This is a genomic window from Paractinoplanes abujensis (assembly GCF_014204895.1).
Taxonomy (GTDB): Bacteria; Actinomycetota; Actinomycetes; order Mycobacteriales; family Micromonosporaceae; genus Actinoplanes; species Actinoplanes abujensis.
Map to the genome: position 1 here is coordinate 6,303,039 of NZ_JACHMF010000001.1, position 15,025 is coordinate 6,318,063.

Below are 15,025 nucleotides of genomic sequence, written 5' to 3' on the forward strand. Positions count from 1 at the left end.
GAGGTGCGTCCCGCATTCGTCCTGCACGACCACCGCAAGCCCCGGCCTCATTTCGACCTGCGGCTGGAGGAGGACGGCGTGCTGCGCTCGTGGGCCGTGCCGCGCGGGCTGCCCACGGAATCGGGAAAGAACCGGCTCGCGGTGGCCGTGCCCGACCACGATCTCGATCACCTCACCTACACCGACTCGGACAAATCGATCGCGGACATCGGCTGGTGGGAGCAAGAGGACCGCAACGACAAGCGGTTCGTCTTCACCCTGCACGGCCGGGACGGGTCACACCGGTACGCGCTGATTCACACCGACGGGGTCAATTGGCTGCTCCTCCGCACAAAGGACCAGCCGCAGCAGTGACTCCCAGGTTTGATCCAGCCCGGCCCGGCTACGGTTGAGCCGATGCCACCTCAAGCCGATCTGCCCGGACTCCTGGACGGAGTCGCCCCGATCCTCGATCGTTGGGGCTATCTCGCCATCGCCGGAATCATCGGTGTCGAGAGCTTCGGCGTGCCCGCGCCGGGCCAGACGATCATGGTGGCCGCGTCGATCTACGCCGGCGCGGGCCGGATGAACATCGTCGCCGTCGCCGCCATCTCGTTCGTGGCCGCGGTGCTCGGCGACAACATCGGCTACTGGATCGGGGTGCGCGGCGGCCGCAAGCTCGCGCTGCGCTGGGGCCGCTACGTCTTCCTGACCCCCGAACGGCTGGCCCGCGCCGAGGGCTTCTTCGCCCGCCGTGGCGGCCGGGTTGTGCTCGTGGCCCGTTTCATCGACGGGCTGCGCCAGCTCAACGGCGTGATCGCCGGCATCACGGCGATGCCGTGGCGCACGTTTCTGCTCTACAACACCATCGGCGCCGCCCTGTGGGTGGGCGTCTGGACCACCGTCGCCTATCTCTTCGGCACCCACCTCGTCACGATCCTGGAGCACGCCCACCGCTACATGTGGGTCGTGATCCCGCTGGTCGTGCTGGCCGTGGGGACGTACATCACGCTGCACGTGCGGCACATCCGCCGCCGGCGGGCCCGCAAGGAACTGGCGGAGGACACCACCTCCTGACGATTGCGCGGGCCGAGCCCGGGTAGGGCGAAGGTAAGGAAAGGAGACTCCCGTGAGCACCAAGCAGCTCGAACGCCGAAGGGACCAGTCCGCGGTGGCCCACGAGGCGGCTACCCGGACGAAGACGACCGTCACCGAGCTGGAGAACCGGCTGCGGACCAACGCCGACCTCATCCGGCAGCAGACGCAGGCGCTGCGTAACGCCGAGGCCGAGGCCAAGCGGCTCAAGCGGGCCCTCAAGACCCACGCCCGCGACAAGGACCGCCTGGAGAAGGCACACAAGAAGGCCGTGAACCGCGCCGAGAAGGCCCAGAGCAAGGCGGCCTCGCTCGAGGAGAAGTACGGCCAGAGCGTGCTGGCCGATCTGGTCCGGCGCGAGAAGGAGAAGGATCGCGCGTCAGCGGCCGCTCCGGTGGTCCCGCCCGCGCCGGCCGAGCAGGAGCCCGAACAGGCGCCCGCGGAGCAGTCCGACAAGCAGGCGCCCGAGGAGCAGGCGCCCGAGGAGCAGACCCTCGCGCCCGAGCAGCCGATCGAGCCGCCGACGGCCCGCGCCACCGCGGCCCGCTCGACCGCGCGGAAGGCCGCCGCGTCGGCTGCCACTCCCCCGCGCACCCGGGCCCCGCGCAAGACCACCACCGCGGCCGAGACGCCGCCCGCGGCCACTCCGGCCCGGCGACGCGCCCCGAGCCGGCGCACCGCCTGATCGCCTCTCAAGGAACGGCCCTCACCTTCTAGGCTGAGGGCTGTTCCGCGCCCGATGGAGGTTTTCGTGCCCGAGTCCAGCTTCGACGTGACCACCGTGCGAGCGATCCTGTTCGACATGGACGGCACGCTGGTCGACTCCGACGGGGCCGTGCTGCGGTCGTGGCTGGCCTGGGCCTCGGAGTACGGGGTGGACGGCCAGGAGGCGTACGAGATGGCGCACGGCAGCCCGAGCGCCACGACCGTCCGGAAGCTGCTGCCGCACCTGGACGAGGCCGCGCAGGTGGTCGCGTCGGCCCGCCAGCTCGAGCTGCAGTACGACGACCTCTCCGACGTGCACCCGACGCCGGGTGCCCGCGAACTGTTGTTGCAGCTCACCCGTAACGGCCTGCCCTGGGCCGTGGTCACCAGCGCCGACACCCGGCTGGCCAAGGCCCGGCTGAACGCGGCCGGGATCGTCGCGCCGGTGCTGGTGACGACCGACGACATCGCGGCCGGCAAGCCCGACCCGGAGGGTTACCGGCGGGCCGCCGAGCTGCTCGGGGTCGACCCGGCCGACTGCCTGGTGGTCGAGGACGCCGAGGTCGGCCTGCAGGCGGGCCGGGCCGCGGGAGCGCACACGGCGGCCCTGCGCGGGCTCGACGGCGACCTGCGGCTGAACACGCTGGCCGACCTGGCCGCACTGCTCGCTTAGGGCGCGTCGGGCAGGTCGTCCAGGAAGCCGGCGGTCGGCACGAAGAACAGCGAGCCGGTCAGCGCGGTCGAGAAGTCGAGAATCCGGTCGTACGTGCCGTACGGCTCGCCGAGGAACATCCGGCGCAGCATCAGCTCGGGGATGTCGGGCGTGGCGGCGTAGGCGATGTAGTACGTACCGAACTCGCCGTCCTTGACCGAGCCGAACGGCATGTTGTCGCGCAGGATCTTGAGCTCGTTGCCGTCCACGTCCTCGACCACGTTGAGGGCCAGGTGCGAGTTGGGCGCCTTGGCGTCGTCCGGGATCTCGGCGTTGTCGAGCTTGGTGCGCCCGATCGCCGCCTCCTGTTCCTCGACCTTGAGCGCATTCCAGGCTTCCAGGTCGTGTACGTATTTCTGCACCATTACGTAGCTGCCACCGGCGAAAGGCTTGTCCTCGTCGCCGACGATGGCCGCGCTGTGGGCCTTGGCGCCGGTCGGGTTCTCGGTGCCGTCGACGAAGCCGAGCAGGTCGCGCTCGTCGAAATACTTGAAGCCGTGCGTCTCGTCGACGATGTCGCCGGCCCCGCGCAGCCGCTCGCCGATCTTGGCGGCCAGCTCGAAGCACACGTCCATCTGCCCGGCCCGGATGTGGAAGAGCAGGTCACCGGGGGTCGACGGCGCGGTGTGCCGGGGACCTTTCCAGGCCCGGAAGCGGTGCAGCTCGGCCGGGCGGGGCCCGGTGAACAGCCGGTCCCACAGGTCGGAGCCGATGCCGGTGACGCAGGAGAGCTGGGCCGCGGGCAGCCGGAACCCGACCGTGCGCTGCAGGCCGCTCAGATCCTCCAGCAGCTCGCGGACGGCCGCCTCGCCGCCGGGGCGGACGGTGGCCACGAGGAAGATCGCGGCGTCGGTGAGCGGGGCCAGCACGGCCTGCGACTCGACGATCGGGCCGACGGAGCGGGGCGCAGTCATGGGCCGCAGTCTAGGGTCAGACGCATGAGCGCTCCGTTCGCCTTCGCCGGCCGGACCTGTCTGATCACCGGGGCCGCCAGCGGCATCGGCGCGGCCCTGGCCCTCGAGCTCGGGCGGCGACGATCGGTGCTGGTCCTGGTCGACCGGGACGCCGAAGGGCTGGCCCGGGCGGCCGCGGCGGCGCGGGAGCTCGGCGCGGCGGACGTGACGACGTACGAGATCGATCTGAGCGACGGCGGCGACCGGCTCGACCTGGCGGCTGAGGTCGCGTCCCGCCACGGCGGCGTGGACCTGCTCGTCAACAACGCCGGCGTCACCCTGATGGGCGAGTTCGAGCAGAACGCGATGCCCGACTTCGAGTGGCTGCTGGAGATCAACCTGATGGCCGTGATCAGGCTGACCAAGGCGTTCCTGCCGCAGCTGCTGGCCCGGCCGGGCTCGCACGTGGTCAACGTGTCGAGCCTGTTCGGCTTGATCGCCCCGGCCGGGCAGGTGGCCTACGTGACGTCCAAGTTCGCCGTGCGGGGATTCACCGACGCGCTGCGCCACGAGCTGGAGCCGCGCGGGGTCGGCGTGACGGTCGTGCATCCCGGCGGCATCCGCACCAACATCGCGGCCAATGCCCGGGTCAGCGGCGGCGACCCCGACGGCCGGCAGGTCGCCCAGGCCCGCCGGTTCGCCGAGCGGGCCCTGACCATGCCGGCCGAGGAGGCGGCGAAACAGATCGTGGCCGCGATCCACGACCGCAGACCCCGGCTGGTCATCGGGGGTGTGGCCAAGGGCGCCGACCTGCTGGCCCGGCTCACCCCGACCCGTTACTGGCGGATCAGTCAGCGGCTGGCAACGGTCAAGAAACTGCAAGGCGACTGACTAGGACGCGCCGGTCAGGCCTTTCGACACCGCGGTGAGCAGGTCGGCCGAGGTGGTGTCGCCGGAGAGCTCCCACGCGAACGCGCCGCCGAGGGACTTGCTCCGGGCGTACGCCATCTTGGTCCCGATCGTCTCCGGGGTGTCGTAGGACCACCACTGCTCGCCGCAGTGGGCGTAGGCCGTGTCGCCGATGACGCCGGTCGGCGGGCAGCGCTCGACCAGTGCCTCGTAGTCCTCGAGCCCCTTCTCGTAGCGCCCGGTGGCCGGTCCGCTCGCCGCCCCGCCCGGTTCGGCGCTGCTCACACCCGCCCAGCCGCGGCCGTAGAAGCCGATCCCGAGCAGGATCTTGGCGGGCGGGATGCCCAGGGCGAGCAGTTTGTCCACGGTGGCCGACGCGGTCGACGTCTCACGCGGAATGCCCGGGTAGGCGGTGAGCGGCGAATGCGGCGCGGTCTTCTGCACCTTGCGCACATCCTCGCCGCCGGCCCCGAAGTAGTCGTACGTCATCGCGCTCAACCAGGTCGCCTGCTCGGCCGCGGTCCGGTAGTCGGTGGCGTCCAGCTTCGAGGAGTCGCCGGGCACCGCCGCCGTGATCACCGCCTGCGGGCCGAACGCGGTACGCAACGCACCCAGCATCCGGCCCAGCGCCTCCGGTCCGCTCTTGTCGCAGCTCATCCCGCACGCGTTGGGGTATTCCCAGTCCACGTCGATGCCGTCGAACACGCCCGCCCAGCGCGGATCGGCGACCAGTTCGCGGCACGACCGGGCGAAGGCCTCAGGGTCGCGGGCGGCCTGGGTGAACCCGCCCGAACCGGTCCAGCCGCCGAACGACCACAGCACCTTGAGCCCCGGGTGCTTGGCCTTGAGGCGGCGCAGCTGCCCGATGTTGCCGCGGGCCGGATCGCTCTTCGCGTCGGCGACGCCGTCCACGCTCTGCCCGGCCTCGAACGGCTTCTCGTAGTCGGCCCAGCGGTCGGCGGCCGTGCATCGGCCCCCGCTGACCTTGCCGAAGGCGTACAGGAGATGGGTCAGTTCCTTGGCGCCCCCACTGGTGTCCAGGTCTTTCACCTGGAAGTCGCGGGCGTAGACACCCCAGCCGGTGAAGTAGCCGACCACCTTGGGGGCGGCCGGGGCGGGGGCGGGTTCGTCGTCGGGTGCCCCGCAGGCGGCGAGACCGAGCAGGATAAGGATGATCAAGACGAATCGGGCGCGCACCGCTCCGAAGCTATCCGGACGGGACCACCGGGCCACAAGTGATCACTCGTCCGGGTGTAACGCCGGGGCCGGGTGATTCGCGGCACCGTCGTCCACCGCGCGCTCCGGCTGTGCGATCGTTTCCCGGTGGCCATCAGCCCCCACGAGCCCTCGTCCGCGCCCCTGCTCCGCAGCTGGCGGGCCGAGTTGCGCGCCCTGCTGAGCTGGCGCCGCATCCTCAACCGGCTCCAGGCGGTGCTGCGCAGCGCGCTGGTGACCTTCGTCGTGCTCACCGTCACCCTGTGGCTGATGCCGGGTGTCGAGAGCAACGACATCGTCGACACGCTGGGCCTGGTGGCGATCGTGGCCGGCGTCGGCGCCGTGCTGCGCCCGCTGCTGCTGCTCGGCGTCACCGCGCTGGGCGGCTGGGGCGCGATGCTGCTGGGGGTGATCGCCCAGGTCGTGGTGATCGTGGTCGCGCTGGAGATCGACCCGGCGGAACGGATCACCGGTCTGCCCTCGCTGGTGATCACCGCGATCCTGGCCGTGGTGTTCGCCGCGATCGTGGACTGGATGGCCGACAGCGGCACCGATGACACGTTCGTGCGCGAGGCCCGGCGGCTGATGCGCGGTGTGCGCCGGCGGCAGGCCCGCCTGGCCGGGGGCCCGTTCCTCACGTTCCGCCGCCCCCGGCCGGGGTCCGAACCGGGCCTGATCATGGTGCAGTTCGACGGGCTGTCGGAGCCGGTGCTGCGCTGGGCGGTGCGGGCCGGCAACCTGCCCACGCTGGGTCACTGGCTGCGTTCGGGCAGCCACACGATGCGCGGCTGGCACACCGGTCTGCCGTCGACCACGCCCGCGTCGCAGGCCGGCATCCTGCACGGCGCGACCCGGCAGATCCCCGCGTTCCGGTGGTTCGAGAAGGACACCGGCAAGCTGATGGTGACCAACCGGCCGCGCGACGCCGCGATCCTCGAGCCGCGGCTCAGCGACGGCCGTGGACTGCTGCGCGACGGCGGGGTGAGCATCGGCAACGCGTTCAGCGGCGACGCGGCGGTCAACTTGCTCACGGTCAGCCACGCGGCGCTGCCGGGCCGGTCCGCGCGCGGCTGGGCTGCGTTCATGGCCTCCCCGTACGGCTTCACCCGCGCGCTCGTGCTCGGCGTGGGCGAGGTCATCACCGAGCTGCACCAGGCCCGTCTGCAGCGCCGTCGCAACCTGCAGCCCCGGGTCAGCCGGTCGGGCGCGTTCCTGGCCCTGCGCCCGGCGTCGATGCTGCTGCGCGACGTGAACGTGTCGCTGATCGCCGAGCAGATGGCCCGCGGCGCCCCGGCCATCTACTGCGACCTGGTCGACTACGACGAGGTCGCGCATCACGCGGGCCCGGCCCGCCCCGAGTCGATGCGCCAGCTGGAGAGCCTCGACCGCATGCTCGGCGTGCTGGAACGGCTCGCCCCCGAGGCGGCCCGCCGGTACCACCTGGTGGTGCTGTCCGACCACGGGCAGAGCCAGGGCGCGACCTTCCGCCAGCGCTACAACGAGAGCCTGGACGAGGTGGTCGAGCGGTTCTCGGCGGGCGACGAGGCGGAGGCCGTCGACGAGCCCGCCGAGGGCGAACCACCGGCGGAGAAGGAAGCGCCGGTCGCCCCGCTGCTCGTGGTCTCGTCGGGCAACCTGTCGCTGGTCTACCTGACGAAGTTCCGGCGGCGGCTCGACCGGGCGGCCATCGACCGCGTGTATCCGCGACTCATCCACGGGCTGGTCGCCCATCCGGGCATCGGTCTGGTGATCGTGCGCGACGAGGACGGACCGGTTGCGCTGGGCGGTTCCGGCAGCCACTCGCTGCGCGACGGCGTGGTGCGGGGCATCGACCCCCTGCTCCCGTACGGACCGCGGGCCCGGCACGACCTGCTGCGGCACCAGGAGGCCGCGCACGTCGGCGACCTGGTGCTGATCAGCTGCGTCGACCCGGTGACCGAGGAGGTGGCCGCGTTCGAGGAGCTGGTCGGTTCGCACGGCGGGCTCGGCGGCTGGCAGACCGACGCCGTGCTGGTGCACCCGGCCCGCTGGCCGACGACCGAGGCCGAGCTCGACGGGCCCGACGCCGTGCACCACCAGCTGGTCGAATGGCTGGCCATGCTCGGGCTGCGGACCCGCACCGCGGCGGCCGACGAGGTGCTGCACCTGGAACGCGAGGCCCAAGAAAAGATCTTCGACTCGCCGGACTCGCCGGACTCGCCGAGACTTTCCCGGACGCACGACGGTTAGGCACTTTGTGCCGCGACTGTCGCTCGTCCTAGCCCTGGCCGCCGTGCTCCTGCCGGCGGCCGCCGCCCCCGCAGTGAGCCCCACGGCACGCTCCTCCGCGCCCGCCTTCAACGGCGGCGTCTACGCGATCGCTCACCGCGGCGCGACGACCTACGTGGGCGGCACCTTCACCACCGCGACGGTGAACGGGCGTACCTTCCCGCGGGAACGGCTGGCCGCCTTCGACTCGCGTACGGGGAAACTGCTCGACTGGTCGCCCCGCGCCGACGGGGTGGTGCGCGCGCTGGCCGCGACCGCCGACAGCGTCTACGCGGCGGGCGATTTCCGCGCGGTCGACGGCGAGCCGCGCGACTCCCTGGCCCGGATCCACCCCACCAGCGGCGCCGTGCGGTCCTTCCGCCACAACCTTTCCGGTACGCCGTACGCGCTCGCCACCGGCAACGGCCGGCTCTACCTCGGCGGCAGCTTCACCCGCGTCACCGGCGAACAGCGGGGCAACCTGGCCGCGTTCTCGCTGGCCACCGGCAAGCTCGACGCCCGCTGGCGGCCGGTCGCCGACGACACCGTGCACGCGCTCGCGGTCACCGGTCCACGCGTCTTCCTGGGCGGTGGCTTCCACTTCGTCGGCGCGGTCAAGGGCACTCTGAGGCTGGCCTCGGTCAACGGCGTCAGCGGGGCCGTCGACCCGGCTTTCCGGCCCCGCGTGCCGGCCGAGGTGCGGGCCATCGCGCTCGACCCGACCGGCGTGCACGTGGCCACGGCCGGGCGGGGCGGCCGGGCCATCGCCTACAGCTGGACCGGGGCCCTGCGCTGGCAGCGGGTGTTCGACGGGGACGCGGCGGCGATCGCGACCACGGGCGGCGTCACCTACGTGGGCGGGCATTTCGACAACGCCTGCCTGACCGAGCGCAACGGCGTCAAGGGCGGCTGTGTGGACGGCTCCCGGCCGCGGCTCAAGCTGGCCGCGGTGACGGCCCAGGGGCAGCTGACCTCGTGGGGGCCGAAGGCGAACGGGGTGATCGGCGTGCGGGTGCTGAGCGTCAATCGGGTGGCCGGCACGATCGAGGCCGGCGGTGACTTCACGACCGTGGACGGGCGGGACCGGCGGCGCTTCGCCGCCTTCTGATCCATGCTCTTAAGTGGACCGCAAGCGATTGCTAAGCGGGCCGTGGCGAGATGGCCGCATGAAACTCACCTCTCTGTTCGCGGCGGTCGTCCTCGCCGCGAGTGCGCTGGTCGTTCCGGCAGGCCCGGCGTACGCCGTCGGGCCGTGCCAGAGCCCGGAACCACCGCCGGACTGCCCGTCGCCCAACGACGGGCCGCCGACCGGCCGGCTCGACTCGATCACCCGGGTGCCGGCCGGTATCCGCCTGACCGGATGGGCGTCCGACCCCGACGAGGCCGCCCTCCCGGTGCGCGTAAGCGTCGACGACGTGCTCGCCGGTGAGCTGATGGCCGACAAGCCGTACCCGGGCCACGACAACCACGGGTTCGACGGTGTCGTCGCGGCCAAGCCGGGCAGTCGTGTCTGCCTGACCACGGCCGACCCGCCGACCACCCGGCGGATCACGATCGCCTGCCGCACCTGGCCGGTGCCGGTCCTCCCGTTCGGCGCACTGGGCGCCCCGGTCCGGTCGGGCATCAGCGTGCAGCTGGCGGGGTGGGCCATCGACCCCGGCACAACCGGCCCGGTGACCGTCACGGCCGAGGTCGACGGCCGGCCGGGGCCGCAGATGAGCGCGAATCTTCCCCGCGCGGACGTGGCTTCCGCCCACCCCGCGTACGGGGGAGACCATGGCTTCACGCTCACCGTGCCCGAGGGCGCCGAGGGCGAGCACCGGATCTGCCTGTCGGCCCGGGCCACCAGCCTGGGCTGCCAGACCTGGACCGTGCGGCACAACCCGTACGGCGGGGTCGACTCGGTCGTGCTCACCGGCGACCAGGTGCGGATCGCCGGCTGGGCCGTCGACCCGGATCAGCCCACGACGAGCACCCTGGTCGACATCGGGGTGGACGGGAAGTATCTGCGCACCACCACCGCCGACCGTCCGCGCCCGGACGGGTCGCGTAACGGATTCGAGATGACTGTCGACGCGGCCGACGGTGTTCACGAGGTGTGCGCGCTGGGCTGGAATCTCGGGCTGGGCGACCATGCCTACCTGGGCTGCCGCTCGTACAGCCGGTTGCAGCCGGCGCCGCCCGCGCCCACCGACGTGCGGGTGACCGGTGTCACCGACACGTCGATCGAGCTTGCCTTCACCGATCAGGCCGCCACCGAGACCGGCTACCGGCTGGAGGCGCGCGGCGGCGGCAAAAACAAGATCATCGACCTTCCCTCGTATGCCGGGACCGGCTCCCGGACCGCGACGGTAAGCGGTCTTCAGCCCGTCACGTCGTACGAGGTGCTGGTCAAGCCGGTGCAGACCGGCGCGGTCGAGGTGACCGACCAGGACGCCGGACGGGCCAGCGCCTGGACCACCGGCGCCCCGGTCATCGAGGCGTTCACCGCGGGTCCGGCCACGGCCCGGGCCTGCAAGAAGGTCGACGCCCGGCTGTCGTTCCGGATCGTCGGCGCCGTACGGGCCGAGATCACCCGCAACGGCGCTCCGCAGTGGGCCGGCCAGGCTGGCGGCGGGTTGTGGAACGGCGAGGCGCCCGGAGGCAACACCGACGGGAACGAGACCTACGTGCTCAGCGCGTACGACTCCGCAGGTCGCAAAACCACCCGGACGGTCCGGCTCGACCAGGAGCCGACCACGGTGCCGTTGGTGAAATCGGTCTCCTTCTTCAACAACCGGCCGGACATTCTGGTCGTCGGTGTCTGGGACGCGCTCGGGAATCAGACCCACGACTTCGGCCCGCTCCTGATCAACGCCCGGCTCACCGTCCAGGTCCCGCAGTGTCAGCAGCTGAACATTCAGGTGCGCCGTGCAGTCGACCGCCGCACGGTGGTCTTCCAGACCGTCGACCTGCTCGGCTACTCCACGGGCATGCAACGCGACGTCCGCATCGACCCCGGTCCGCCGATGCCTTGACCGCGGTGCGGCGCCCCCGCGGTGGGGCGCCGCCCGCTAGCCGACGCGGACCCAGACGTTGTCAAGGGCGCCGTTGAACTGGTCGTTGTCGGCGTAGGCGCCCTTGCCACCGATGCTCATCGGCCGGTTGTTCGTCACCGAGAGCCGCGGCGGGATGCCGATGCGGCCACGCAGCACGTTGTCGACCCAGACCGACAGCGTGCCACCGACGCGCGCGCAGCGGATCCGGTGCCACCGGTTGTCGGCCACGCTGACCGCGCTCGTGGCCAGCCGGATCAGCGGCGACCGGTCCCCGACGAGCACGCAGCTGGGCCGGCCGGCGGCCCCGTCGATCTGCAGCTTCCACTGGCTGCCCCGGGTCGAGTAACCCTTCTGGATCACGTTCTGGCCCTTGCTGGTCTGCGTGGGGCTGAGGTAGACGTCGGCGCCGTACGAGATGTCGCGCCGCCCCGGGTTGAGGTCGGCGGTCGACGGCGTCTGCAGCGCCACGTGCGGGCAGACCTGGCGCAGGCAGCGCGGCGGGAAGAGCAGGGCCGCGCCTTGGCCGTGCGTCACCGGACGGACGGTTCCGCCGTGCCCCGAGATCACCCGCAGGGTGTGGCCGCGGCCCGACTCGTCGAGGATGGAGGTGGAGCCGCCGTTGAACGCGTAGTGGGCCATGAGAGTCGGCGTTCCGCTCTCCTTCTCGGCGGCCGCGGGGGCCGCACCGGCCAGCACTAGCGCCACAACCACTGACGCGCCGAGCCAACAAGATCCCATGACCGAATTATGGCTTGTGAACCCTTTGCTGGGATCGGCAAACCTCCGGCCGACCGGGCGATCCCGTTAGCCCGAACGGACTACATTGCCGTACGGGCTCGTCACGGACGCTCGGGGGAGGCGCTGTCGAGGGGCACCGCACGGCCCGGCACCAGTCCGAGCTGGACCCCCTGGCGCGGCAGCACGGCGTCGAGCACCCAGTCGGCCGCCACCCGCACCCGGTTGCCCGGCATCGACAGCAGGTGATAGCCGCGGGTCACCACCTTGGCCGGGAACCCCTTGACCGGCACGCCGAGCGGATTCGCGGCCGAGTCGAGCCCGCCCAGGTCGACCACGAACCCGAGGTCGTAGTGCCGGTACGGCCGGCGCCGGCCCTGCCCGTACGACGCCGCGATGTTCTTGGCCACGGCCGCGCCCTGCCGCACGGCGTGCTGCGCAGTCATCCCGGTGATCTCGCCGGGCCGGGTCAGGTCGGGCACCGCGGCCGCGTCGCCGATCGCGTACACGTCCGGATAATCGGGCACGGTGAGGAACTCGTCGACCACGATCCGGCCGTCCCGCAGCGGCAGCTTCAGACCCTCGACCACGGGATCGGGCCGCACCCCGACACACCAGATCAGCGAGCGCGTCGGCACGAAGTCCCCGGTGGACAGATGCACGCCGTCCGCCGTGGCCTCCTGCACACTCGTCCGCAACAGCAGCTCGACACCCCGCCGGCGCAGCACCTCGTCGGAGGCCGCACTCAGGCGCTCGTCGAGCGACGGCAGCAGCCGGTCGGCCGTGTCGAGCAACAACCAGCGCACCTGGCCCCGCAGCTCGGGACGCTGCGCGGTGAGCTCGTCGGTGAACAGCACACCCTGCGCCGCCACCTCCGTCCCGGTGTAGCCCGCGCCGACCACGACGAAGGTGCAGCGGGCCCGCCGCTCCGCCTCGGTGGGCGCGTTGACGGCCAGCTCGATCTGGCGCGTGATGTGATCGCGCAGGTAGAGCGCCTCCGGGATGCCACGGAAGCCGTGCGCCCACTCGGTCACGCCGGGCACCGGGAGCAGCTTGTTGACGCTGCCGGCCGCGATCACCAGACGGTGGTAGCCGATCGAGCCCGACCGCCCCTCGGGGTCGCGATAGGTGATACGGCGGTTGTCGAGGTCGAAGCCGTCGGCCTCACCCAGGATCTGCCGCACACCGGGCAGGGCGGCCTGCAGCGACACGGTGACCCGGCGCGGCTCCAGGATGCCCGCCGCGACTTCGGGCAGCAGCGGCAGATAGAGGAAGTAGTCGGTGGGGTTCACGACGACGATCTCGGCGCCGCCGCGGGCGAGGTGGGAAATTTTGCGGGCTGCCGTGAAACCGGCGAACCCGGCTCCGACGATGACGATGCGGGGGCGTGCCATGCGGGTCCTCCGTTCCGGGCGCGCACGACGCCCACCGTTCAGACCGATGCCCACCGACGCTACCGAAAACGCGCACCCTCCGGTGTGAGGGCCGCGACATCGCCGCGGTTGACCGTTCGGACGACCCGCAAATTCGGCCGAACGGTTGTCGTCCAACAATCGATGTTCCGGCGTCTTGTCATGCGCCGGTCGGTGCCCACACGGGGAGGCATCGCGCGGTGAATTACCTGGCCGGTGCCCACACGGGGTGGCATCGCCCGGTGCGTCCGAGGGTGGAGAGGGGTCGACGTGACCGGCAGTGCGGTTCTTGAGCCGCCTGGGTATTCTCACGTCTCCCTCGACACCTCGAACGGACACCTTCGAATGGACGCCCGTGAGGCCGACTATGCGCATTTCGTTCGTACGCGGACGCACGCATTGTTGCGCTCGGCGTACCTTTTGACCGGCGATCAGCACCTGGCCGAGGATCTCGTGCAGGAGGCGCTGGCCCGCACACATCGCTCCTGGCAGCGCCTCGAACGCACGGAGAACGCGGAGGCGTACGCCCGCAAGGTCATGTATCACGCGCAGGTGTCGTTCTGGCGCCGTCCCAAGGTCGCCGAGGTCTTCCCGGCCGATTTCGAGCCCGATTCCCGCCCCGGCGCCGACGATCACGCCGACACCACCGTCGAGCGGCTGGTGCTGCGCCGGGCCCTGCTGACGTTGAGCCCCAAGCAGCGCGCGGTGATCGTGCTGCGGTTCTTCGAGGATCACACCGAGGCCGAGGCAGCCCAGCTGATGGGCGTCTCGGTCAGCACGGTCAAGACGCAGACCGCCCGCGCGCTCGACCGGCTGCGTTCCCTGCTGCCCGATCTGAGCGTGCTCACCGAGGTGCCGGAGGCGGGACGATGACCGCCGAGCACGACCGGCTCCGGGCCTCGCTGCAGGACCTGGCCGAGGTGGCCGAGCCCACCGACATGTACGAGCGGGCGATCAACCGTTCCCGCCGGATCGGCCGCCGGGAGGCCGCGGTCGGCACCGGCGCCGCCATGGCCGTGCTGGTGGTGCTGGCCAGCGGGTTGTGGCAGATGCCGCGGGGCCGGGAGGAGAACATCCCGGTCGCCACCGGGGCGCAGTCGGCCGATTCGCCCGCGCCGTCCAAGCCGGCCTCCCCGGCCCCCGCGGGCGCCTCCCCCACCGGCTCGCCCGGCGATCTGGCCGGGGCCCCGGTGCGCCCACCTCGCGAAGGCAGCAAACCACCGAAGCAGACCAAGACCGCCAAACCGAAGTCGCGAACGCTCTCCGATCTGCCGGGCCACGTCTTCTATCGGGAGCACGACGGTGATCCCGACGTGATCCGCATGTCGCCGACCCGGGGTACCAGCGAAGTCGTGCTGGCCGACGCGCCCTCCTCGGTCGGCATCTCGCCCGACGGCTATCGCATCGCGTACGTGTCGGACGGCAAGCTGCTGGTCAACGAGTCCGGTGGCGAGTCGAAGCAGGTGGCCACCGACGTGGTCGCGGCCGATCAGGCGCCGGTGTGGTCGCCCGAGGGCAGCCGGCTGCTGGTCGCCACCTCCGCCCCCAGCGTGCTCGACCTGGAGTCGGGCGCGATCACGCCGCTGCCCGACGGCCTCGCCTCTGGTCAGCATTTCCGCTGGTCGGGCGATGGCAGCACGCTGGTCTACGCGACGTCGCACTGCGGGCTCAAGGTGGCCGACGGCGACGCCGGCACGAGCACGAGCGTGCCGGTGCTGGGCGACACGCAGCCCCAGGACAACCCGGACGGCCTGGCCGCGTGCAAGCCGACCAGCGTCGACGCCACCGGGCGCCGGGTCACCGTGCCGCTGCAGACGACCGGTGAGAGCACCACGGGCACGGACACGGCGGACGCGGTGGTCGACACGGCGACCGGTGACCTGGCGGTGCTGCCGGTGGCGGGCACGGTGGTCGGCGCGGTCTTCGACCCGGACGGCAACCTGCTGGTGCGCACCGAGAACGACGGCAAACGACTGCTGTCGCTGTTCGATTCCGACAACACGCTGCGGGTGCAGGCCAAGGAGCCGCCCTCCGTCCGCGACTTCGACCTGCTCGCCTACACCCGCTGATCGGGCCGCGCCGCAC

Annotated in this window: 14 protein-coding genes; 10 read left to right on the plus strand and 4 right to left on the minus strand. The window is 71.8% G+C overall.

Features of this window, described 5'->3' with window-relative positions; genetic code table 11:
- Nucleotides 1-3: 3 nt before the first annotated feature.
- The 4 genes from BKA14_RS28790 to BKA14_RS28805 all read left to right on the plus strand — a co-directional run bounded on the left by BKA14_RS28790 (nt 4) and on the right by BKA14_RS28805 (nt 2,452).
- The gene (locus tag BKA14_RS28790; protein WP_184953948.1) at nt 4-354 is read left to right on the plus strand and encodes a DNA polymerase ligase N-terminal domain-containing protein; all 351 of its coding nucleotides are present in this window, start codon (nt 4-6) and stop codon (nt 352-354) included.
- A 42-nt stretch (nt 355-396) separates the two neighbouring features.
- Complete coding sequence (locus BKA14_RS28795; RefSeq protein ID WP_184953949.1) at nt 397-1,056, plus strand: DedA family protein; 660 nt, start codon at nt 397-399, stop codon at nt 1,054-1,056.
- A gap of 52 nt (nt 1,057-1,108) precedes the next feature.
- Nucleotides 1,109-1,759: a hypothetical protein gene (locus BKA14_RS28800; protein WP_184953950.1), complete on the plus strand. Its 651-nt coding sequence runs from the start codon at nt 1,109-1,111 to the stop codon at nt 1,757-1,759.
- A gap of 66 nt (nt 1,760-1,825) precedes the next feature.
- Nucleotides 1,826-2,452, plus strand: coding sequence for an HAD-IA family hydrolase (locus BKA14_RS28805; protein ID WP_239093373.1), 627 nt, complete (start codon nt 1,826-1,828; stop codon nt 2,450-2,452).
- On the opposite strand, the gene BKA14_RS28810 is transcribed toward BKA14_RS28805, so the two are convergent.
- Nucleotides 2,449-3,405, minus strand: a complete 957-nt coding sequence (locus BKA14_RS28810; protein WP_184953952.1) for a Dyp-type peroxidase — start codon at nt 3,403-3,405, stop codon at nt 2,449-2,451. The two genes, BKA14_RS28805 and BKA14_RS28810, sit on opposite strands and share 4 nt — an antisense overlap.
- A gap of 24 nt (nt 3,406-3,429) precedes the next feature.
- Between BKA14_RS28810 and BKA14_RS28815 the strand changes: the two genes are divergently transcribed.
- Nucleotides 3,430-4,275: an SDR family NAD(P)-dependent oxidoreductase gene (locus BKA14_RS28815; RefSeq protein WP_184953953.1), complete on the plus strand. Its 846-nt coding sequence runs from the start codon at nt 3,430-3,432 to the stop codon at nt 4,273-4,275.
- On the opposite strand, the gene BKA14_RS28820 is transcribed toward BKA14_RS28815, so the two are convergent.
- Nucleotides 4,276-5,490 (minus strand): glycoside hydrolase family 18 protein, encoded by a 1,215-nt coding sequence (locus BKA14_RS28820; protein WP_239093375.1) that lies wholly within the window; start codon nt 5,488-5,490, stop codon nt 4,276-4,278. It lies immediately after the preceding gene.
- Between the two features lie 126 nt (nt 5,491-5,616).
- Here BKA14_RS28820 and BKA14_RS28825 point away from each other — a divergent pair, with 126 nt between their 5' ends.
- The 3 genes from BKA14_RS28825 to BKA14_RS28835 are packed head-to-tail and all read left to right on the plus strand — an operon-like array spanning nt 5,617 to nt 10,772.
- Nucleotides 5,617-7,737, plus strand: coding sequence for an alkaline phosphatase family protein (locus tag BKA14_RS28825; protein WP_184953954.1), 2,121 nt, complete (start codon nt 5,617-5,619; stop codon nt 7,735-7,737).
- A 7-nt stretch (nt 7,738-7,744) separates the two neighbouring features.
- Nucleotides 7,745-8,863, plus strand: a complete 1,119-nt coding sequence (locus BKA14_RS28830) for a hypothetical protein (RefSeq protein WP_184953955.1) — start codon at nt 7,745-7,747, stop codon at nt 8,861-8,863.
- 58 nt (nt 8,864-8,921) lie between these two features.
- Nucleotides 8,922-10,772 (plus strand): fibronectin type III domain-containing protein, encoded by a 1,851-nt coding sequence (locus tag BKA14_RS28835; protein ID WP_184953956.1) that lies wholly within the window; start codon nt 8,922-8,924, stop codon nt 10,770-10,772.
- 36 nt (nt 10,773-10,808) lie between these two features.
- Here the strand turns inward: BKA14_RS28835 and BKA14_RS28840 are convergent, their stop codons facing one another.
- Together BKA14_RS28840 and BKA14_RS28845 are read right to left on the minus strand one after the other, a co-directional pair.
- Entirely contained in the window at nt 10,809-11,531 is a 723-nt protein-coding gene (locus BKA14_RS28840) for a LamG-like jellyroll fold domain-containing protein (protein WP_184953957.1), read from the minus strand.
- A 101-nt stretch (nt 11,532-11,632) separates the two neighbouring features.
- The gene (locus BKA14_RS28845; protein ID WP_184953958.1) at nt 11,633-12,922 is read right to left on the minus strand and encodes an NAD(P)/FAD-dependent oxidoreductase; all 1,290 of its coding nucleotides are present in this window, start codon (nt 12,920-12,922) and stop codon (nt 11,633-11,635) included.
- 363 nt (nt 12,923-13,285) lie between these two features.
- Between BKA14_RS28845 and BKA14_RS28850 the strand changes: the two genes are divergently transcribed.
- A complete protein-coding gene (locus BKA14_RS28850; protein WP_184953959.1) occupies nt 13,286-13,813 on the plus strand; it encodes a SigE family RNA polymerase sigma factor in 528 nt (175 codons plus the stop codon).
- Nucleotides 13,810-15,009, plus strand: coding sequence for a TolB-like translocation protein (locus BKA14_RS28855; RefSeq protein ID WP_184953960.1), 1,200 nt, complete (start codon nt 13,810-13,812; stop codon nt 15,007-15,009). The genes BKA14_RS28850 and BKA14_RS28855 overlap by 4 nt, the downstream gene beginning before the upstream one ends.
- Nucleotides 15,010-15,025: the final 16 nt, after the last annotated feature.